Here is a 19,195-nt window from a genome sequence, read left to right as displayed (position 1 = left end):
CGGGCCAGGCCCGTCAACCGGATAACCCATTCCATGAGTCAACCGATTCCCGCCCGCATGAAAGGCCTCAACCGCGCCGAGATCTGCGACGTCAACTTCGTCGAATTCGTCAAGCAGTGGGACGGTCCCACGCAGGCGCGTCCGGCCGATGCCGCTGCGGTGCTGGCGGGCAGTGCGCTGGATGCGCGTGGCTTCTTCGAACTGCTCGAATCGCAATTGATCTCGCGCCATCTGGACTTGATGGCGCGCGTGCTGCGCGTGCAGAACAAGGTCTTCTACACCATCGGCAGTTCGGGTCACGAAGGCAATGCGATGGTGGCGCGGCTGACCCGGCATACCGATCCGGCCTTCCTGCATTACCGCAGTGGCGGCTTCATGGCCGAGCGCTTCCGCAAGTTGCCGGGCATGGACCCGGTGATGGATTCGGCGCTGTCGTTTGCCGCCAGCGCCGACGATCCCGCCTCCGGTGGCCGCCACAAGGTCTGGGGCAGCAAGCCGTTGTGGGTGCTGCCGCAGACCTCGACGATTGCCTCGCACCTGCCGAAGGCGCTGGGCACGGCTGTGGCCATCGAGCAGGGCCGTCGCCTGGGCCATGCGCTGCCGATTCCGGAGGACAGCATCGCGATCTGCTCGTTCGGCGACGCCTCCAGCAACCACGCCACCGCGCAGACCGCGTTCAACGCCGCTGCCTGGACCGCCTACCAGAAGCTGCCCGCACCGGTGTTGTTCGTCTGCGAAGACAACGGCATCGGCATTTCGGTGAAGACCCCGACCGACTGGATTGCGCGCAACTTCCGCCATCGCAGTGACCTGGACTACTTCTTTGCCGACGGCCTGGATCTGGCGCAGGGCTATGGCCAGGTGCAGGCGGCGGTGGAGCATTGCCGTGGCAGCCGCCGGCCGACCTTCCTGCACCTGCGCACCACCCGCATCATGGGTCATGCCGGCACCGACTTCGAAATCGAGTGGCGGCCGATCGAGGAACTGGTCGCGGTCGAAGCCACCGACCCCTTGCTGCGCAGCGCGGCGATTGCGCTGGAGTCGGGCGTGCTGTCGCGCGATGAGCTGCTGGCGCTGTACGAACAGGTGCGCAAACGCTGTTTCGCTGCCGCCGAGCAGGCCGATCGCACGCGCAAGATCGAGACGTTGGAGGAAGTGATGGCGCCGCTGGCGCCTTATTCGCCTGACAAGGTCGCGGCCGAAGCCAGCCGTACCGCACCGCACGACAAGCGCGTCGCCGCTTTCGGCAGCGAAGAGAAGCTGCCGGAGAAACTGCCGCCGCGTCATCTGGCGATCCAGATCAACAACGCCCTGCATGATCTGTTCTGCAAGTATCCCGAGACGCTGCTGTTCGGCGAAGACGTCGCGCAGAAGGGCGGCGTGTACACGGTGACCAAGGGCCTGCAGAAAGCCTTCAAGGGCGGTCGCGTGTTCAACACGCTGCTGGACGAGACGATGATCCTCGGCCTGGCCCAGGGTTACGCCAACATGGGCATGCTGCCGCTGCCGGAAATCCAGTACCTGGCGTATTTCCACAATGCCTGCGACCAGATTCGCGGCGAAGCAGCCAGCCTGCAGTTCTTCAGCAATGACCAGTACCGCAACCCGATGGTGGTGCGCATTGCCGGCCTGGGTTACCAGCGTGGCTTTGGCGGGCATTTCCACAACGACAATTCCATTACCGCGTTGCGTGACATTCCGGGCCTGGTCGTGGGCTGCGCCTCGCGTGGCGACGATGCGGCCACCATGTTGCGCACGCTGACGGCGCTGGCCAAGGTCGATGGTCGGGTGACCGCCTTCCTTGAACCGATCGCGCTGTACATGACCAAGGATCTGTACGAAGCCGGTGACGGCCAGTGGCTGTTCCCGTATCCGGCGCAGGAACAGGCCATGACCCTGGGCGAGGGCCGCGTTTACAACGATGACGCCGACGACCTGGTGATTTTCAGCTATGGCAATGGCATTCCCATGAGCCTGCGCGCCGCCCGCAGCATCGAGGCCAAGCATGGCTGGAAGGTGCGCGTGGTGGATCTGCGCTGGCTGGTGCCGCTCAACGAGGCTTTCATCGCCGAGCAGGCGCGCAGCGCCAAGCGCATCCTGGTGGTCGATGAGGGCCGACATTCGGCCGGGGTGGGCGAGGGCGTGATCACCGCGATCGCCGAAGCCGGCTTCGGCGCGCGTCCGTTCCAGCGCGTCGTCGGCGCCGATACCTACACCCCGCTGGCCGGCGCCGCGTTCCTGGTGCTGCCAGGCGATGACGACATCGTTGCCGCCGCCGACCGCCTGGCCTGACCCGGGGCGACCGCCCCCCCTGCTGACGTCCTTCCCCGCAAAGCGGGGAAGAGAGCTCGAGCCCTTCCCCGCAAAGCGGGGGAGTGAACTCGAGCCCTCTCCCGCATAGCGGGGGAGGGTTGGGTGGGGGCAAGCCGCAGCCGATACGCCTGCCGCACGTTAATCTGGTGCCAACTCCCCCCAGCCGGCGCCCCCATGTCCACTCCCACCATCGCCGTCATCATCGGCAGCCTGCGCAAGCAGTCCTACAACCGGCAACTGGCGCGAGCAGTTGAACGCCTCGCGGGTGATCGCTTTGCCTTCCAGACCCTGGGTATCGGCGACCTGCCGCTCTACAACCAGGATTTCGATCAGGATTTCCCGGCCAGCGCCCTGCGCTTCAAGAACGACATCGAACAGGCCGACGCCTTGCTGTTCGTCACCCCGGAATACAACCGCTCCATCCCCGGCGTGTTGAAGAACGCGATCGACGTGGCCAGCCGCCCCGGTGGCAGCAAGACCTTTGCCGGCAAGCGCGCCGGCATCATCGGCATGTCGCCGGGTGCGCATGGCACGGTGTCCTCGCAGCAGCATCTGCGCAACGTCCTGGCGGCGGTGGACGTGGCCGTGCTGCCGCAACCGGAAATCGCCCTGCAGTACCGCGAGGGCCTGTTTGACGACAACGGCGACATCGTCGATGAGCGTGCGCGCAAGCGCCTACTGCTGTTCCTCGAACGTTACGAGGCCTGGCTGCGCTGATTAGCGTGGCAGCAGCGCGCCCATCCGCCGCCACAGGCTCTGATCGACCGGACCATCGTCGACCAGGCTCGCCGCCAGCGCACGCCGGAACGGCGACAGGCGCTGGCCGGTGCGCAGGATGGCCTCGCGCGCGGCGCGCATGGGTCGGCGATCATCGGTGAACACTTCCACCACCGCGCGCGTGGCGAGGTACAGCGGTCGCGTGCCGACGCGATGGCGGCGCTCGTAGCGCTGCAGCAGCGCGGCATCGCCCAGATCCCGGCCCTGCGCCAGTGCGGTGCGGGCCAGGTCACGCAGCCGCTCCACGCTCGCCAGGCCCAGGTTGAAGCCATGCGCGGTGACCGGATGCATGCCCACGGCAGCGTCGCCGGCCAAGGCGAAGCGGGGGCCGACAAAGTTGCGCGCATACACGCCCACCAGCGGGTAGGCGTGGCGCGTACTCGCCAGTTCCATCCTGCCCAGTCGCTGGTCGTAGCGTTGTTCGATCTCGCGGGCGAACGCCTCTTCCGACAAATCCATCAGCCGGTGCGCTTCGCTGCCGGACACCGTGATCACCGCAGAGGCCAGATGCTCCTGCAGGGGCAGCAGGGCCAGCGTCTGGCCGTGGCCAAACCATTCCCAGGCGGTACCGTGGTGCGGCTGCTCATGGCGCATGCGGCACACCAGCATGGTCTTGCCGAAGTCGTGGTGGTCCGCAGTCAGGCCCAGGCTGCGACGGGTTTCGGAAAAGCGGCTGTCGGCGGCGATCAGCAGCGGCGCGCTCAGGCTCAGGCCGTCCTGCAACTCGACCACGGCGCAGCGTTCGGTGGTGTGCACGGAAGCGACCCGCGCGTCGAAGTAGGATTGCAGCCGCTCGTGACCGCGCACGTTTTCCCACGCCGCCTGGCGGATGCGGTGGTTGGGCACCAAGATGCCCAGCTGTTCGTGACCACTGAACTGGCCATCCACGTCCATGCCACGTTGCGAGCGTCCGGTCAGTACCTTGGCCGCGCGCAGCGGCGAGACATCTGCCGGCTCCAGGCGCTGTGACAGGCCCAGTTCCGCCAGCAGGCGCATGGACGCATGGGTGAGGGCAATTTCTCGGCCATCGAATGCCGGTGCGGCGATCGACGCTTCGCTTTGCCGTTCGATCAGGCCGACTCTCAGACCCAGTTCGCAAAGCGCGCTGGACAGGCACAGGCCGACCGGACCGGCGCCGATGATCAGAACGTCAGAATGCATGGCGATTTCCGCGCAAGAGGACTGCAGCGCAGTCTAGGCATCCACGGCGGCGACTCATTGACCTGAATCAAACCGCCTGCGCTCAGCGGATCAGGCCACCTGGCAGCGGGTGTTCGCTGACGGTTACGCTGTCGACCGAGAGCGGCGCCATGCTCACTTCCAGCGGCATCACCGCCAGCGCCCAGCAGCCAGAAGAGTCGTCGGCGCCGGCACAGACGACTTCGCCCACGTCGCGGCTGCCATCGGACACCGCCGCGCCAATGGCCAGGGCGGCATCGGCGTGCAACAGGCGCAGGCCACGCTTGGCTTTGCCGAGGAAGTGCGTGCGGGCCACGATTTCCTGGCCGGGATAGCAACCTTTCTTGACGCTGTAAGCCTGCAAGCGATCAAGTGACAGCTGCTGCGGCGTCCATTGTTCCCGCTGCGCCGCGCCCAGGCGGGGCACGCCATCGCGCAGATCGCGCTGCAACCACTCACCCTCATCCACGCCGAGCGATGCCTGTCCGGCCTCGCCCAGCCACCAGTAACGCGCCGCGCTGTCGCTGCCGCGGTCCAACACCAGTGCGCCGTCGCGCTCGCCGAAGCGGCCACCCACGGCGTCCGGCCTGGCATCGGCCACCCCATGACCGCCGGCCACGACCAGTTCCGGGCGCGCCTGGATCTTCACCTTTCGTCGAAAGACAAAGCGCTGCAGGGGCGCGACAAAGTCCTCGGCGGGCAGGTCGGGCAGCACCGCCCAGAGCGTATCGGCGTCGCGGCGAATCAGCGCAAACAGCGCAATCACGCGGCCCTTGGGCGTCAGCCAGGCGTTCCACTGCCACTGGCCGGGCGCCAGCGCGCTCACGTCGTTGGCGAACTGCGCCTGCGCGAAAGCCACGGCGTCAGGCCCTTGAAAGCTCACGACGGTATGGTCGGGCAGCGCCAGCAAAGGCGTCGGAAGTGGGCGAAGGTTGTCAGGCAAGGGGGCGAGGATTAAAATTTTGTGCGTTGCGAGAATCTCATGATAGGCCAAACACCCCCCGAGCCCACGCCCGAACCTGGAACGCAGTCGTCCGAGAACGGCACGACCACGCCAGGTGGGCAGGCTGCGCCACAGGCGCCGCTGGCCAGGGAATTCGGGGGACGTGACGGGTTAGAACCCACCCGCTATGGCGATTGGGAAAAAAACGGACGCTGCGTCGATTTCTGACACGCAGCTTTAGCCAACGCGGTCTGGTGACCGCCCAGCCGAGAAAGAATCAGCGAATGGCGACACCTCAACGTCCGCTTTCCCCCCATCTGCAGGTCTACCGCTGGCAGATCCAGATGGCCACTTCGATCCTGCATCGTGGCACCGGCATCTTCCTGGCCTTCGGCGCGCTCATCATTGCCGCCGGCCTGATGGCGTTGATGCTCGGGCCTGACGCCTGGAACTGTTTCCGCGACGTGGCAGGCGCCTGGTACGGCCAGGTGTTCTTCTTCGCCTGGACCTGGTCCTTCGCCTACCACCTGTGCAACGGCATCCGCCATATCGTGCAGGACTTCGCGGTGGGCTACGCCATTCCCACCTTCGTGCGCAACAGCTGGCTGTCGGTGATTGGCAGCCTGATCATCACCGCGCTGATCTGGGCCTGGGTGCTGATGGGAGGTGCCGTATGAGCAACAAGTCGCCGCGTTACCGCACCCCGCTCAAGAACGTGGCGGGGCTGGGCTCCGCCAAACTGGGCACCGCGCATTTCGTCTACCAGCGCCTGACCGCCACCGCGCTGGTCCTGCTCAGCATCTGGTTCCTGGGCTTTGCCCTCAGCCTGATCGGCGCCGACTACGTCGCCGCCACCGAAGCGGTGTCCAAGCCCTGGAACGCCGTGCTGCTGGTCGGCTTCCTGATTGCCAGTTTCTGGCATGCCCAGCTCGGCCTGCAGGTCGTGCTGGAAGATTACGTACACACCTCGCTGCTGGCCCTGGCGGTGCAAACCACCGTCAAGTTCGTCGCCGTGCTCGGCGCGATCGTCAGTGTTTTCGCCGTGGCCCGCATCGCGCTGGGGAATTGATTCAATGTCCGCTTACAAGATCACCGAACACAAGTACGACATGGTCGTGGTGGGCGCCGGCGGCGCCGGCCTGCGCGCGACCTTCGGCCTGGCCGCCAAGGGCCTGCAGACGGTCTGCTTGACCAAGGTCTTCCCGACCCGTTCGCACACCGTGGCCGCGCAGGGCGGTATTTCCGCCGCGCTCGGCAACATGGGCGAGGATGACTGGCGCTACCACTTCTTCGACACCATCAAGGGTTCGGACTGGCTGGGCGACCAGGACGCCATCGAATACATGTGCCGTGAAGCGATTCCGGCCATCATCGAGCTGGAACACTACGGTGTGCCCTTCAGCCGCACCGAAGAAGGCAAGATCTATCAGCGCCCGTTCGGTGGCATGACCACCCGCTACGGCGAAGGCCCGCCGGCACAGCGCACCTGCGCCGCTGCCGACCGCACCGGCCACGCCATGCTGCACACGCTGTACCAGCAGTCGCTCAAGCATGACGCGCGCTTCATGATCGAGTACTTCGCTCTCGATCTGATTTTCGACGAGGAAGGCGTCTGCCGCGGCGTGCTCGCGCTGGACATGGCCGAAGGCTCGCTGCACCTGTTCCGCGCCCACGGCGTGGTGCTGGCCACCGGCGGTTACGGCCGCGCCTACTTCAGCGCCACCTCGGCCCACACCTGTACCGGTGACGGCGGCGGTCTGGTGATGCGTGCCGGCCTGCCGATGCAGGACATGGAGTTCGTGCAGTTCCATCCCACCGGCATCTACGGCGCCGGCTGCCTGATTACCGAAGGCGTGCGCGGCGAAGGCGGCATCCTGCGCAACAGCAACGGCGAGCGCTTCATGGAGCGCTATGCACCGCACTACAAGGATCTGGCCTCGCGCGACGTGGTGTCGCGTTCGATGACCATTGAAATCCGCGAAGGCCGCGGCGTCGGCGAGCACAAGGATCACATCCTGCTCGATCTGACCCACCTCGGCCCGGAAGTGATCAACGAAAAGCTGCCCGGCATCGCCGAGAGCGCACACATCTTTGCCGGTGTGGACGTCAGCAAGCAGCCGATTCCGGTCATCCCGACGGTGCACTACAACATGGGCGGCATCCCGACCAACTACCACGGCGAAGTGGTGCGCAAGGTCGGCGACAACCCCGATGCCGTCGTGCCCGGCCTGTACGCCATCGGCGAAGCCGCCTGTGTGTCGGTGCATGGCGCCAACCGCCTGGGCTCGAACTCGCTGCTGGATCTGGTGGTGTTCGGACGTGCGGTGGCCAACCGCTGCGCCGAGACCATCAAGTCCGGCGCGTCGCACAAGCCGCTGGCCGGCGATGCCTGCGACAAGGCGCTGTCGCACCTGGACAAGCTGCGCAATGCCAATGGCGACACGCCGACCGCGGTCATCCGCGATCGCATGCAGCGCACCATGCAGTCCGACGCGGCGGTATTCCGCACCAGCAAGACGTTGCAGGAAGGCTGCGGCAAGATGGACGAGATCTTCCAGTCGTTCCAGGACGTCAAGGTCAGCGACCGCTCGCTGGTCTGGAACTCGGATCTGATCGAAACCTACGAACTGCACAACCTGCTGCTCAACGCGGTCGCCACGATCAACTCGGCCGAACAGCGACACGAGAGCCGCGGCGCGCACGCGCACGAGGACTTCCCGGATCGCGATGACGTCAACTGGCAGAAGCACACCCTGGTCAACGTCGACGAGCAGGGCAAGTGCAGCTTCGACTTCCGCCCGGTGCACATGTACACGTTGAGCAAGGACGTGGATGTGGTGCCGCCGAAGCCGCGCGTTTACTGACCGGGAGACAAGACCATGGCCGAATTTGCACTCCCGAAAAACTCGCGCATCCAGAAGGGGAAGCACTTCCCCGCCAAGGATGCCAAGCAGCCGCGCACCTTCAAGGTCTACCGCTGGAATCCGGACGACGGGCAGAACCCGCGCGTGGATACCTACGAGGTGGATCTGGCCGCCTGCGGTCCGATGGTTCTCGACGCGCTCATCAAGATCAAGAACGAGATCGATCCCACGCTGACCTTCCGCCGCTCCTGCCGCGAAGGCATCTGCGGTTCGTGCGCGATGAACATCGACGGCACCAACACCCTGGCCTGCACGCGCGCCATCAGCGACTGCGCCAAGGCCGAAGTGCCGATCTATCCGCTGCCGCACATGAGCGTGGTCAAGGATCTGGTGCCCGACCTGACCCATTTCTACGCGCAGTACGCCTCGATCAAGCCGTGGATCCGCACGCAGACGCCGGCCCCGCCGGATCGCGAGCGCCTGCAGTCGCCGGAAGATCGCAAGCACCTGGACGGCCTGTACGAGTGCATCCTGTGCGCCTGCTGCTCGACCTCGTGCCCGAGCTACTGGTGGAACGGCGAGCGTTACCTGGGCCCGGCGATCCTGCTGCAGGCCTACCGCTGGATCATCGACTCGCGCGATGAAGACACGGGTGCACGCCTGGACGATCTGGAAGATCCGTTCAAGCTCTACCGCTGCCACACCATCATGAACTGCGCACGGACCTGCCCCAAGGGCCTGAATCCGGCGCTGGCGATTGCCGAAATCAAGAAGCTGATGATGGAGCGCCGGGCGTAAGTCCCGACGCCGGACAGCCGCGTTGCGCGAGCGCGCGGCAGTCGATGCCTGTCATGAACGATCACGCCATCGAACTCAAACGCGTGCGCTGGCGCTGCCGGCGCGGCATGCGTGAACTCGATCAGCTGTTCGAACGCCATCTCGAACACTACTGGCCGGAAGATTCCGAATCCCAACGCGGGGTTTTCCTACGGCTTCTGGATTGCGAAGACGACAAACTCTGGCGCTGGTTCATGGGCTATGAGCAGTGTCCCGATGGCGAACTCGCCGCACTCATCGAGCGTATCCGTCAGCTGCCGGCTTGACTGGCAGCCGTCGCGTCAACTGCAGGCCTCGCTGATCCTGCTCGGCCTGCTCGCCGCCATGGCGATGCTGGGCAGCAATGCGCCGTCGGTCCTGCGCTGGCCCATCGGCATGCTGGCCTTCGCATGGGGACTGGTCTGTGCCAGGTGGGAGGCGCGCCGACCGCGGCCATGCTTCGTCCTGCCCGGAGGTAACGAACCGCCCAGGGTGGACGGGCAGGCGGTGCGCGACCTGCGGCTGAGCCGGCGTGGCCCGCTGACTGTGCTGGCCTGGCAGGACCCGACAGGACGCTGGCGCCATCGCAGCTGCTGTCCGGACAGCCTGTCCCGGCAGGCACGGCGTGAACTCACGCTGGCCGCGGAAGACTGGCGCGTATCGCGGAGCCGCCGGTCAATGGCACCATAGCCGGCACGAACACCACCGCTCAGGGTCTAATGTTCAACCCCATCCCCGTCGCCATCGGCTTGCGTTACCTGCGGGCCAAGCGCCGCAACGGCTTCATCTCCTTCATCTCGCTGGCCTCGATGATCGGCATCGCCCTGGGCGTAGCCGTGCTGATCACCACCTTGTCGGTGATGAGCGGCTTCCAGCGGGAAATCCGCGACCGTCTGCTGCAGATGACCGCCCACGCCACGGTCAGCGGGGCAGGCGAGGCCATGACCGACTGGCCGCATGCGGTCAAGATCGCCATGGAAGATCCACGCGTGGCCGGCGCCGCGCCGTACGTGGACGTGCAGGCCATGATCAGTGGCTTCGCCGATCCGCAGGGCGCGCTGGTGCAGGGCGTGGTGCCGGCGCAGGAAGGGAATGTGTCGGTGCTGGGCCAGAAGATGAAGGCCGGCAGCCTGGATTCCCTGCAGCCCGGCGAGTTCCACATCCTGCTGGGGCAGGAGCTCGCGGCCTGGTTGCGGGTCGGGGTGGGCGACAGCGTGGTGGTCACCGCCGGCGATTTCCAGGGCACGCCGATGGGCGCGATGCCCAAGATCAAACGCTACACCGTGACCGGCATTTTCTCGGTGGGGCATAACGACATCGACCGCAATCTGGCCGTCGTGCACATGCAGGATCTGCAACGGGTGCTGCGCATGGGCGACGGCGTCACCGGCGTGCGGCTCAAACTGCACGACATGGACAAGGCGATGGTGGTGGCCCGCGACCTGGTCTACAGGCTCGGCCATGTGTACCGGGTCAGCGACTGGCAGAGCCAGAACGCCAACCTCTACCAATCGCTGAAAATGGAAAAGACGGTGATGGGCATCCTGCTCTCGCTGATCATCCTGATGGGCGCGTTCTCGCTGGTGAACTCGCAAGTGATGCTGGTCACCGACAAACAAGCCGACATCGCCATCCTGCGCACCCTGGGGCTGACCCCGCGCGGGGTAATGCAGGTGTTCATGGTGCAAGGCTCGTTGATCGGCATCATCGGCACCGTCGCCGGCGTGATCGGTGGCATCACGCTCACCATGAATCTGGAGCGCATCCTGGATCTGATCGAGAAGGTCTTCCACGTCACCCTGTTGCCTTCCGACGTCTACTACATCACCGGCCTGCCGTATGACCTGCAGGCCAGCGATGTCATTACCATCGCCTGCGTCGCATTGATCATGGCGTTCCTGGCCACCTTGTATCCGGCCTGGCGCGCGGCGCGTACCCAGCCGGCGGAGGCGCTGCGCTATGAGTAATCCCTCCGTCATCCGTGCCGAAGCGCTGGCCAAGACCTACGCCGAAGGCAAGTTGCACACGCCGGTCTTCGACGGCCTGGAGTTGCGCGTGGAGGCGGGCGAAACCGTCGCCATCGTGGGCGCGTCCGGCGCCGGCAAGAGCACCTTGCTGCATCTGCTGGGCGGCCTGGACACGCCGACGGCGGGCGAGGTCTACGTGGCCGACAAGAAGATGTCGTCGCTGTCCGACGCCGCCCGCGGCAAGCTGCGCAACCAGGCGCTGGGCTTCGTCTACCAGTTCCATCACCTGCTGCCGGAATTCACCGCGCTGGAAAACGTGATGATGCCGGTGATGCTCGGCGGCGCCGATGCCCGCGCAGCCGGCGACAAGGCGCGTGCGCTGCTTGAAGCCGTGGGCCTGGGCCATCGCATCGAACACAAACCGGGCGAGCTGTCCGGTGGTGAGCGTCAACGTGCGGCCGTCGCACGCGCACTGGTCAATCGTCCGGCCTGCGTGCTCGGCGATGAACCCACCGGCAACCTGGACGAGAAGACCGCGGCGACCGTGTTCGACCTGATGTTGGAATTGAATCGCGCGCAGAAGACCAGTCTGGTGCTGGTCACGCATGACCGCCGGCTGGCGCGTCGCCTGGATCGCGTGCTGGAACTGCACGAAGGCAAGCTGCGCGCCTTGGCCGCGTCGGACGTCTGATCAGAAAACCCTGAGCCGCGCGCGCGGCATCGCCTGATACCGCGCGCCATCGGCGACTTCCACACTGCGAGGCATGCCTTCGCAGTCGCCCCTTCATCGCCCCGACGTCCGCACCGTGCCCCCGTTTGGGCCCGCCTGTGCGGCCGCCTTGCTGACCGGCACCGGACTCTGCCTGCTGGCGCCGGTGCTGCCGCCGGTCACGGCGAGTGCCGGGCTGTGCGTTTTGGCCCTCTACCTATGGGGCCGGCGCTGGCGTGCCCGTTGGTGCGGCGCCTTGTTGTTCGGCTTCGCCTGGACCGCGCTGCACGGGGCGCTGGCCCTGCATCGACAGCTGCCGCCGCTGCTGGAGAAGGAAGAACTGGTGGTGACCGGTCGTGTCAGCGGACTGCCCAGCCATGGCGCGCGCCAGACCCGTTTCGACTTCCAGATTGAATCCGCGGATATCACCGAACGGCTCGATGGACGCCGGGTGATCCTGTCGTGGTACGACGACCATGACGCGAAGATGCCGGGGCCGCGCGTGCGGCTGCGCGCCGGCGAGCGCTGGCGGTTTGCGGTCAAGCTGCGTGCGCCGCGCGGGCTTCGCAATCCGGGCGGCTTCGACTCGGAACGCCACGCCGTGGCGCAACGAATTGCGGCTACGGGCTACGTGCGCAAGGCGTTCTCCGCGCGGCGACTGGGCAAGGCGCGGGGTCTGATGGCGTGGCGCGAACAGATGTCGGCGCGCATCGGGCAAGGCGTGCCAGCGTCGTCATCGCGATTCCTGCGCGCATTGGCGCTGGGCGACACGCGCGGCCTGACCGACCCTGATTGGCAGGTGCTGCGCGCCAGCGGCTTGACCCATTTGATCGCCATCTCGGGTTTCCATGTCGGCATGGTCGCGGCGGCGCTGGCTTCGCTGGTGGGTCTGCTGTGGCGAGTCGGCGCCTGGCTTCCGCGCCACCTGCCACGTCCGCAAGCCATGGCGATCGCCTCGGCGTTCGCGGGGTTGGGCTATGCCGCGCTGGCCGGCTTCGCACTACCGACCGTGCGCACGGTGCTGATGATGTCGGTGTGGGCGCTGGCCCGGCTCGGGCGACGCCCTGCCACGGTGGGACAGGCGCTGGCCCTGGCCTTGTCGGCGGTGTTGCTGTTCGATCCGCTCGCGCCGCTGACCGCCGGCTTCTGGTTGAGTTTTGCCGGGGTGGCCTGGCTCGCCTGGTGCCTGCCTGATGATCAGACGTCACCGATGTGGCGGAGCTTTCTTTCCGCACAGGCGGTGGCGACCGTGGGGCTGCTGCCGCTGTCCGTAGTCCTGTTTGATCAAGCGTCGCTGCTTGGACCGTTTCTCAACCTGTTGGCGATTCCCTGGTGGACGCTCGTAGTGGTGCCCTTGTCATTGCTGGCGCTCGCGCTGGAATCCATCGCACCGGCGGCGGGCCTGCCGATCTGGCGATTGGCCGCGGCCTGTTTCGATGGCCTGTGGCCGCTGATCGAAGCCTGCGCGCGATCCCGTCTTGCCTTGTGGTGGCTGCCGGAAGCGTCGATCGGGGCGTTGCCGCTGGCCTTGCTCGGAGCGCTGTGGCTGCTGTTGCCACGCGGTGTGCCGGGCAAGCCTCTGGCCCTGCTGTTGTGGTGCCCGCTGCTTTGGCCGAACCGGCAATGGCCGGCCCGGGGCGAAGTGCAGGTGGCGGTCATCGACGTGGGGCAGGGCTTGTCGGTGCTCGTGCAGACGCATCGCCACCGCCTGCTCTACGACACCGGTCCGGCCACGCGCGACGGCTTTGATGCAGGTGAGCGCGCGGTCGTGCCTGCACTGCGCGCCTGGGGGGTGTCCGAACTGGATCGCATGGTGCTCAGTCACGGCGACAACGATCATGCCGGTGGGCAGGCCAGTGTGCATGCCGCCTTGCAGGTGGCCGACAGCCTGGCGCCCCCCGGCATGCCTGCGCTGTCGCCTCGCTTGCCTGCGCCGGTGCGGCCCTGCGTGCGGGGACAGGCATGGCGCTGGGACGGCGTGCGCTTTCGCGTGCTGCATCCCGACGCCCACTTCCCCTATCTGGGCAATGAAGCCAGTTGCGTGCTGCGCATCGAGACCGTCCACGGCAGCGTGTTGTTGACCGGCGATATTGGTCAGGTCATCGAGCGCGAACTGCTGCGCAGCCAGCCCCGCGCGGTGCGCAATGAGGTCGTGGTGGTGGCTCATCATGGCAGCGGAGGTTCGTCCGACCCGGGCTTTGTCGCGGCCAGCCACGCGCGCCTGGCGCTGGTCGCCAGCGGCCATGGCAATCGCTTTGGACACCCGCGCCCGGAGGTGGTCCAGCGCTGGCAGCAGGCGGGGGCCGAGGTGCTGGATACGGCGCGCTCGGGCGCCATCCAGGTCTGGCTGGGGGCGGGGGGGCTATCCGTTCGTGAACGCCGTCACGCCCATGCCCGCTGGTGGGATGCCGTAGAACGCCAACAGCAGTGGCAAAGTGAGCCGGAAAACCCCCGCAAAAGCCTGCCGGGCAGGGGAGGTGATTCACTCTAGGCTATTCTATCGGCCGGTGAGGAACGGCCCGATGGGCCCGAGGACGTGGACGTGCTGGAACTGGTCAAGGCGGGCGGCTGGCCGATGATTCCCCTGCTGTTGCTGGCCGTGTTGGCGTTGGCCATCGTGGTGGAGCGCTTCTGGAGCCTGCGTCGCAAGGAAATCATGCCGCCGGGTCTGGGCGAGGAAGTCCGCAACTGGGCCGTGCGCGGCCAACTGGAGCCCGCCCATATCGAATCGCTGCGCCGTACCTCGCCGTTGGGCGAACTGCTGGCCGCCGCGCTGGATGTGCGCAACCGTCCGCGCGAGCAGATTCGCGAACGCATCGAAGACACCGGTCGCCATGTCGTGCACCGGATGGAGAAATTCCTCAACACGCTGGGCAGCATCGCTTCGGCCGGCCCCTTGCTGGGCCTGCTGGGTACGGTGGTCGGCATGATCCAGATGTTCCTGGGCATCCAGGACAGCGGCCTGGGTGACGTCAACCAGCTGGCCGGCGGCATCGGCAAGGCGCTGGTCTGCGCGGCCACCGGCATGATCGTGGCGATTCCCGCGCTGTGGGCGCACCGCTACTTCCGTGGCCGCATTGGCGGCTACATCGTCGAGATGGAGAAGGAAGCAGGCGCCTTGGTGGACGCTCTGGAATCCCGTCACCTGCGTCCGGCCCCGCGGCCGGCCGCCAGTCCGTCCACCGTCGGCGCCAACGGCTGAACCCCATGCGGATTCGTGACGACCGCGCCCACGAGGAGCCGGAGATCAACCTCGTTCCGCTGATCGACGTCATCCTGGTGCTGATCATCTTCTTCGTGATCACCACCACGTTCGATTCGCGCTCGATGTTGCAGCTGCAGTTGCCGAGCGCCAAGGGCGAGCCGGTGGCCGCGCAAGCCAAGACCCTGAGCGTGTTGATCAACGCCGATGGCCATTACTTCGTCGATGAGCGCGAAGTGCTGCGCACCGACGTGGACGCGCTCAAGCAGACCATCGAAGAAGCCGCTGACCAGGATCGCGACCGTCCCGTACTGCTGCGCGCCGATGCGCGCACGCCGCACCAGGCGGTGGTGACGGCCTACGACGCGCTGGCCCAGGCGGGCTTCCGCAAGATCCAGATCGCCACCGCGCCGGAGGCGAAGCGGTGAACGCCGAGCCGCATTCGGCCTGGGTGACCTATCGGCGCTTGTTGAGTTTTGCGCGGCCGTATCGCGGCCTGTTGTCGTTGGCGGTGGTGGCGGCGCTGATTGAAGCCGGCGTCAGCGGCGCCTTCGCCAAGATGATGGGCTACATCACCAACACGACCTTCGTCGAGCGCGACCTGGACAAGGTATGGATCCTGCCGGCGGTGATCATCGGCTTGTTCCTGGTGCGTGGCGCGGCCGGCTATGTCACCGACATGTCGATGGGGCGTGCGGCCAGAAGTATTGCGCGTGACCTGCGGGTCAAGGTGTTGGGCAAGTATCTGCGCATGCCGGGCGCGCGCTTTGATTCCGAGCCGGTGCCCTCGATGCTGGTGCGCCTGGGCTCGGATTCGGATCAGGTCGCGCAGGCGGCCGTCGATGCGATGAAGGTGATGATCCAGCAGGCGCTGCAAGCCATCGCCATGCTGGCGGTGATGTTGTGGACGAGCTGGCAGGTGACCATTTCGATCCTGATCCTGGCGCCGCCGCTGGCGTGGATCATGGACAAGGTCGCCAAGCGTTATCGCCGCATCAGCCATCGCATCCAGGAAAGTGGCGGACATCTGCTGCAGGCCGCGGATCAAAGCCTGACCGGCCAGCAGGAGGTCAAGATCTACGGCGCCCAGGCCGAAGAGCTGAAGCGCTACAAGGCGCTGGCCGACACCAACCTCAAGCTCTCGATGAAGGTGGAATCCACCAAGGGAATTTCCACGGCAGTGGTGCAGATGATGGGCGCGGTCGGCCTCTCCGTGCTGCTGCTCATCGCCGGCTACGAAGCTCAGGCGGGTCGACTCAACGCCGGCGACTTCATCACGCTCATGCTGTCGATGACCGCCATCATCCCGGCGCTCAAGCAACTGACCAATGTGCAGAACATGGTCCAGCGCGGCGTGGCCTCGGCCGAACGCCTGTTCTCGGTGCTCGATGCGCCGGACGAAATCGATACCGGCCGCCGTCATCTGGAACGCGCGCAGGGCCTGATTGAATTCCGTGACGTCACCGCCCGTTACCCCGGCCAGGTGCGCCCGGCCTTGCAGGACGTCAGCTTCATCGCCAAGCCCGGCACAGTGACCGCCATCGTCGGCCGTTCCGGCAGCGGCAAGTCCAGCCTGATCAAGTTGATTCCGCGCTTCTACGAACCGGAGTCCGGGCAGATTCTGGTCGATGGCCATCCGCTGCAGGAGTACGCGCTGGCGGACCTGCGCCGGCAGATCGCGCTGGTGGGCCAGCAGGTGATGCTGTTCGACGGCAGCATTGCCGAGAACGTGGCCTACGGCGAAATGCAGCAGGTCCCGCCGCAGGCGCTGGAGCGCGCGGTGGAAGGCGCCAACGCCATGGAGTTCGTGCGCGAACTTCCCGAAGGCCTGCAGGCGCCGGTCGGACCCAAGGGTGGCCGCCTGTCCGGTGGCCAGCGCCAGCGCCTGGCGATTGCGCGGGCGATGCTCAAGGACGCGCCGATCCTGATCCTGGACGAAGCCACCGCCGCGCTCGACAACGAGTCCGAGCGACTGGTGCAGAACGCCCTGCAGAAGCTGATGCCGGATCGCACGACGCTGGTCATCGCCCATCGTCTTTCCACCATCGAGCATGCCGATCAGGTGCTGGTGATGGACCAGGGCCGCATCGTCGAGCAGGGCACACACCTTGAGCTGCTGGCGCGCGATGGCCTGTACGCGCATCTGCATCGCATGCAGTTCCGCGAAGGCGAGGGCGAGTGAGCGGCGAACCCAAACCGCGCACGCCGCCAGCGTGGTGGTTCTCCGACAAGACACCACCCTGGCACGCGCGCTTGCTGGCCCGCATCTACGCCGGCGCGGTCGCGCTGCGCATGCGCCTGTTGCGCATGGGCGTGCTGCGCACGCATCGCCTGGCCGTGCCGGTGATCGTGGTGGGCAACGTCACCGTGGGCGGCACCGGCAAGACGCCGCTGACCATTGCCCTGGTGCAGCGCCTGCGCGACGCCGGCTTCACTCCCGGCGTGGCCAGCCGTGGCTACGGCCGGCAGGATGAATCCACGCCGGCCTGGGTCGATGCCGATACCGCGCCCGAGCTGGGTGGCGACGAACCGGTCCTGATCGCCCGTCGCACTGGCGCACGCGTGCGCGTCGACCGCGATCGCGTGGCCGCTGGCCGTGCCCTGATTCAGGCGGGCTGCGACGTGATCCTGTGTGATGACGGCCTGCAGCACTACCGCCTGCAGCGCGACATCGAGATTGAAGTGATCGACGGCCAGCGCCGCTATGGCAATGGCCAGCTGCTGCCTGCCGGCCCGCTGCGCGAACCGGCCGAGCGCGGCGCGCGCTGCGATTTCCGCGTGCTCAATGGCGGCGAGCCTGGTTTCGGCGAATGGCCCATGCGCCTGCAGCACGATCTGGTCCAGCCCATGCGCGGTGGCCGCGCGCGGCCGCTGGCCAGCTTCGCCGGCCAGCGCGTGCATGCCGTGGCAGGTATTGGCCACCCGCAGCGTTTCTTCGAGATGCTGCGTACGCAGGGTATCGGCGTGGTGCCGCATGCCTTCGACGATCATCATGCTTACCGTGCGGCCGATTTTGCTTTTGGCAGCGAACTGCCGGTGCTGATGACCGAGAAGGACGCGGTGAAATGCAGTGCCTTCGCCAAGGACTGGTATTTCAGCGTGCCCATCGCGGCGCAGCTGCCGGAGGCCTTCTGGGTGGGATTGCTCAGTCGCCTTGCTTCGATCAGGGAGCCCACATGAGTCTGGACTTTGTCGTCGCCATTCCCGCCCGCTACGCCGCATCGCGGCTGCCGGGCAAACCACTGCGGCTGATTGGCGGCGACCCGCTGGTGCTGCACGTGGCGCGACGCGCGCTGGCGGCCGGCGCGCGTGCGGTCTGGGTGGCCACCGACGACGATCGCATCCGCCAAGCCTTGCAGGGCACCGGCGTGGAGGTGGCGATGACCGACCCTGCGCATGCCTCCGGCAGTGATCGGCTGGCCGAATGCGCCGACATCGCCGGCTGGTCCGATGACACCCTGGTGGTCAATCTGCAAGGCGATGAGCCCTTCGCACCGGCAGCGGGCATCCGCGCGGTGGCGCAGGCGCTGGCCGACAGCGGCGCCGAAATGGCGACGCTGGCCGTGCCGATCGAGGACGCGCCGACCCTGTTCGACCCCAACGCGGTCAAGCTGGTCCGCAATGCCAGCGGCGATGCGCTGTACTTCAGCCGCGCGCCGATTCCCTGGCATCGCGATGGTTTCGCGGCCGACCGCACGGTGCTGCCAGCCGGCCAGTGGCTTCGCCACATCGGCATCTACGCCTACCGCGCCGGCTTCTTGCGCCGCTACACCCGCTTGCCGCCCGGGCTGCTGGAGCAGGCCGAGTCGCTGGAACAACTGCGCGTGCTCGAAGCAGGCCATCGCATCGCGGTGGCGCTGACGCCCGAGCCGTTTCCGCCCGGCGTGGACACGCCCGAAGATCTGGCCCGCGCCGAGCGCTTGTGGGCGGCCGGCGCATGAAGCTGTTGCTGGTCTGCCTGGGCAACATCTGCCGCTCGCCGATGGCTGAAGGCGCGGTGCGGCATGCCTTTGAGCAGGCCGGATTCGGCGACCGGGTGGAAGTGGACTCCGCCGGCACGGGCGACTGGCACTGCGGTGAACCGCCGGACCGCCGCGCCATCGCCTGCGCGCGCGAATACGGCGTGGACATCAGCGGACTGCGAGCACGCCAGTTGAGCGCGCAGGACTTCCACGACTTCGACTGGCTGCTCTGCGCCGATGCGCAGAACCTGCGCGACGCCCTGCGGATTGCCCCGGCCGGGCTCGAGCACAAGGCCGTGTTGCTACTGGACTGGGCCGGCATCCAGGCGCAGGGCGTGGTCCCCGATCCCTATACCGGTAGCCGCGAAGACTTCCACCATGTCTGGCGACTGGTCGATTCGGCCGCGTCAGCGGCGGTCCGTCGACTTTTCTCCTCCTGAGAGTCCGGCATAATCGGTGACGA

At 66.7% G+C, this 19,195-nt stretch carries 20 protein-coding genes; 18 read left to right on the top strand and 2 right to left on the bottom strand.

The window, feature by feature from the left end:
- The first annotated feature begins 33 nt into the window (after positions 1 to 33).
- The gene (locus B5X78_RS01330) at positions 34 to 2,292 is read left to right on the top strand and encodes a thiamine pyrophosphate-dependent enzyme (RefSeq protein WP_079722690.1); all 2,259 of its coding nucleotides are present in this window, start codon (positions 34 to 36) and stop codon (positions 2,290 to 2,292) included.
- 195 nt (positions 2,293 to 2,487) lie between these two features.
- The gene (locus B5X78_RS01325) at positions 2,488 to 3,030 is read left to right on the top strand and encodes an NADPH-dependent FMN reductase (protein WP_079722689.1); all 543 of its coding nucleotides are present in this window, start codon (positions 2,488 to 2,490) and stop codon (positions 3,028 to 3,030) included.
- On the opposite strand, the gene ubiM is transcribed toward B5X78_RS01325, so the two are convergent.
- Together ubiM and ygfZ are read right to left on the bottom strand one after the other, a co-directional pair.
- Complete coding sequence (ubiM, locus tag B5X78_RS01320) at positions 3,031 to 4,251, bottom strand: 5-demethoxyubiquinol-8 5-hydroxylase UbiM (protein ID WP_079722688.1); 1,221 nt, start codon at positions 4,249 to 4,251, stop codon at positions 3,031 to 3,033.
- Between the two features lie 82 nt (positions 4,252 to 4,333).
- Positions 4,334 to 5,128, bottom strand: a complete 795-nt coding sequence (ygfZ, locus tag B5X78_RS01315) for a CAF17-like 4Fe-4S cluster assembly/insertion protein YgfZ (protein WP_244898544.1) — start codon at positions 5,126 to 5,128, stop codon at positions 4,334 to 4,336.
- A 123-nt stretch (positions 5,129 to 5,251) separates the two neighbouring features.
- On the opposite strand from ygfZ, the gene B5X78_RS18825 reads away from it, so the two are divergent.
- The 16 genes from B5X78_RS18825 to B5X78_RS01240 all read left to right on the top strand — a co-directional run bounded on the left by B5X78_RS18825 (position 5,252) and on the right by B5X78_RS01240 (position 19,172).
- On the top strand, positions 5,252 to 5,440 hold the full coding sequence (locus tag B5X78_RS18825; protein ID WP_079722686.1) for a DUF1674 domain-containing protein: 189 nt from the start codon (positions 5,252 to 5,254) through the stop codon (positions 5,438 to 5,440).
- Positions 5,441 to 5,496: 56 nt separating this feature from the next.
- Positions 5,497 to 5,889, top strand: coding sequence for a succinate dehydrogenase, cytochrome b556 subunit (gene sdhC, locus B5X78_RS01305; protein ID WP_079722685.1), 393 nt, complete (start codon positions 5,497 to 5,499; stop codon positions 5,887 to 5,889).
- The gene (gene sdhD / locus B5X78_RS01300) at positions 5,886 to 6,281 is read left to right on the top strand and encodes a succinate dehydrogenase, hydrophobic membrane anchor protein (protein WP_079722684.1); all 396 of its coding nucleotides are present in this window, start codon (positions 5,886 to 5,888) and stop codon (positions 6,279 to 6,281) included. Before sdhC ends, sdhD begins: the two co-directional genes overlap by 4 nt.
- Before the next feature lie 4 nt (positions 6,282 to 6,285).
- The gene (gene sdhA, locus B5X78_RS01295; protein ID WP_079722683.1) at positions 6,286 to 8,076 is read left to right on the top strand and encodes a succinate dehydrogenase flavoprotein subunit; all 1,791 of its coding nucleotides are present in this window, start codon (positions 6,286 to 6,288) and stop codon (positions 8,074 to 8,076) included.
- A 15-nt stretch (positions 8,077 to 8,091) separates the two neighbouring features.
- Positions 8,092 to 8,874 carry a succinate dehydrogenase iron-sulfur subunit gene (locus B5X78_RS01290; RefSeq protein ID WP_079722682.1) on the top strand — a complete coding sequence of 261 codons (783 nt, stop codon included), beginning with the start codon at positions 8,092 to 8,094 and terminating at the stop codon, positions 8,872 to 8,874.
- Positions 8,875 to 8,927: 53 nt separating this feature from the next.
- On the top strand, positions 8,928 to 9,179 hold the full coding sequence (locus B5X78_RS01285; RefSeq protein ID WP_229730988.1) for an FAD assembly factor SdhE: 252 nt from the start codon (positions 8,928 to 8,930) through the stop codon (positions 9,177 to 9,179).
- On the top strand, positions 9,130 to 9,582 hold the full coding sequence (locus tag B5X78_RS18305) for a hypothetical protein (protein WP_139381344.1): 453 nt from the start codon (positions 9,130 to 9,132) through the stop codon (positions 9,580 to 9,582). The genes B5X78_RS01285 and B5X78_RS18305 overlap by 50 nt, the downstream gene beginning before the upstream one ends.
- Positions 9,583 to 9,611: 29 nt before the next feature.
- On the top strand, positions 9,612 to 10,859 hold the full coding sequence (locus B5X78_RS01280; RefSeq protein ID WP_079722680.1) for a lipoprotein-releasing ABC transporter permease subunit: 1,248 nt from the start codon (positions 9,612 to 9,614) through the stop codon (positions 10,857 to 10,859).
- Positions 10,852 to 11,550: a lipoprotein-releasing ABC transporter ATP-binding protein LolD gene (lolD, locus tag B5X78_RS01275; protein WP_079722679.1), complete on the top strand. Its 699-nt coding sequence runs from the start codon at positions 10,852 to 10,854 to the stop codon at positions 11,548 to 11,550. Before B5X78_RS01280 ends, lolD begins: the two co-directional genes overlap by 8 nt.
- Positions 11,551 to 11,665: 115 nt before the next feature.
- Complete coding sequence (locus B5X78_RS01270; RefSeq protein ID WP_229730986.1) at positions 11,666 to 14,059, top strand: DNA internalization-related competence protein ComEC/Rec2; 2,394 nt, start codon at positions 11,666 to 11,668, stop codon at positions 14,057 to 14,059.
- Between the two features lie 51 nt (positions 14,060 to 14,110).
- The gene (locus B5X78_RS01265; protein WP_079724372.1) at positions 14,111 to 14,770 is read left to right on the top strand and encodes a MotA/TolQ/ExbB proton channel family protein; all 660 of its coding nucleotides are present in this window, start codon (positions 14,111 to 14,113) and stop codon (positions 14,768 to 14,770) included.
- 5 nt (positions 14,771 to 14,775) lie between these two features.
- Positions 14,776 to 15,198 carry an ExbD/TolR family protein gene (locus B5X78_RS01260; protein WP_079722677.1) on the top strand — a complete coding sequence of 141 codons (423 nt, stop codon included), beginning with the start codon at positions 14,776 to 14,778 and terminating at the stop codon, positions 15,196 to 15,198.
- Positions 15,195 to 16,952, top strand: a complete 1,758-nt coding sequence (gene msbA, locus B5X78_RS01255; protein WP_139381343.1) for a lipid A export permease/ATP-binding protein MsbA — start codon at positions 15,195 to 15,197, stop codon at positions 16,950 to 16,952. The genes B5X78_RS01260 and msbA overlap by 4 nt, the downstream gene beginning before the upstream one ends.
- Positions 16,949 to 17,950: a tetraacyldisaccharide 4'-kinase gene (gene lpxK, locus B5X78_RS01250; protein ID WP_079722676.1), complete on the top strand. Its 1,002-nt coding sequence runs from the start codon at positions 16,949 to 16,951 to the stop codon at positions 17,948 to 17,950. Before msbA ends, lpxK begins: the two co-directional genes overlap by 4 nt.
- Positions 17,947 to 18,711 carry a 3-deoxy-manno-octulosonate cytidylyltransferase gene (gene kdsB / locus B5X78_RS01245; protein ID WP_079722675.1) on the top strand — a complete coding sequence of 255 codons (765 nt, stop codon included), beginning with the start codon at positions 17,947 to 17,949 and terminating at the stop codon, positions 18,709 to 18,711. The genes lpxK and kdsB overlap by 4 nt, the downstream gene beginning before the upstream one ends.
- On the top strand, positions 18,708 to 19,172 hold the full coding sequence (locus B5X78_RS01240; RefSeq protein ID WP_079722674.1) for a low molecular weight protein-tyrosine-phosphatase: 465 nt from the start codon (positions 18,708 to 18,710) through the stop codon (positions 19,170 to 19,172). The genes kdsB and B5X78_RS01240 overlap by 4 nt, the downstream gene beginning before the upstream one ends.
- The last annotated feature ends 23 nt before the right edge of the window (positions 19,173 to 19,195 follow it).

Source organism: Pseudoxanthomonas indica (genome assembly GCF_900167565.1).
GTDB classification, from domain to species: domain Bacteria; phylum Pseudomonadota; class Gammaproteobacteria; order Xanthomonadales; family Xanthomonadaceae; genus Pseudoxanthomonas_A; species Pseudoxanthomonas_A indica.
The sequence above is the reverse complement of the archived record's forward strand: the minus strand, read 5'-3'. Positions and strand labels throughout refer to the sequence as shown.

What these genes read in the sequence shown, in the direction of transcription:
- B5X78_RS01330 (WP_079722690.1), top strand. Translation starts at nt 34, where the DNA reads ATGAGTCAACCGATTCCCGCCCGCATGAAAGGCCTCAACCGCGCCGAG.
- B5X78_RS01325 (WP_079722689.1), top strand. Translation starts at nt 2,488, where the DNA reads ATGTCCACTCCCACCATCGCCGTCATCATCGGCAGCCTGCGCAAGCAG.
- ubiM (WP_079722688.1), bottom strand. Translation starts at nt 4,251, where the DNA reads ATGCATTCTGACGTTCTGATCATCGGCGCCGGTCCGGTCGGCCTGTGC.
- B5X78_RS18825 (WP_079722686.1), top strand. Translation starts at nt 5,252, where the DNA reads ATGATAGGCCAAACACCCCCCGAGCCCACGCCCGAACCTGGAACGCAG.
- sdhC (WP_079722685.1), top strand. Translation starts at nt 5,497, where the DNA reads ATGGCGACACCTCAACGTCCGCTTTCCCCCCATCTGCAGGTCTACCGC.
- sdhD (WP_079722684.1), top strand. Translation starts at nt 5,886, where the DNA reads ATGAGCAACAAGTCGCCGCGTTACCGCACCCCGCTCAAGAACGTGGCG.
- sdhA (WP_079722683.1), top strand. Translation starts at nt 6,286, where the DNA reads ATGTCCGCTTACAAGATCACCGAACACAAGTACGACATGGTCGTGGTG.
- B5X78_RS01290 (WP_079722682.1), top strand. Translation starts at nt 8,092, where the DNA reads ATGGCCGAATTTGCACTCCCGAAAAACTCGCGCATCCAGAAGGGGAAG.
- B5X78_RS01285 (WP_229730988.1), top strand. Translation starts at nt 8,928, where the DNA reads ATGAACGATCACGCCATCGAACTCAAACGCGTGCGCTGGCGCTGCCGG.
- B5X78_RS18305 (WP_139381344.1), top strand. Translation starts at nt 9,130, where the DNA reads ATGGCGAACTCGCCGCACTCATCGAGCGTATCCGTCAGCTGCCGGCTT.
- B5X78_RS01280 (WP_079722680.1), top strand. Translation starts at nt 9,612, where the DNA reads ATGTTCAACCCCATCCCCGTCGCCATCGGCTTGCGTTACCTGCGGGCC.
- lolD (WP_079722679.1), top strand. Translation starts at nt 10,852, where the DNA reads ATGAGTAATCCCTCCGTCATCCGTGCCGAAGCGCTGGCCAAGACCTAC.
- B5X78_RS01260 (WP_079722677.1), top strand. Translation starts at nt 14,776, where the DNA reads ATGCGGATTCGTGACGACCGCGCCCACGAGGAGCCGGAGATCAACCTC.
- kdsB (WP_079722675.1), top strand. Translation starts at nt 17,947, where the DNA reads ATGAGTCTGGACTTTGTCGTCGCCATTCCCGCCCGCTACGCCGCATCG.
- B5X78_RS01240 (WP_079722674.1), top strand. Translation starts at nt 18,708, where the DNA reads ATGAAGCTGTTGCTGGTCTGCCTGGGCAACATCTGCCGCTCGCCGATG.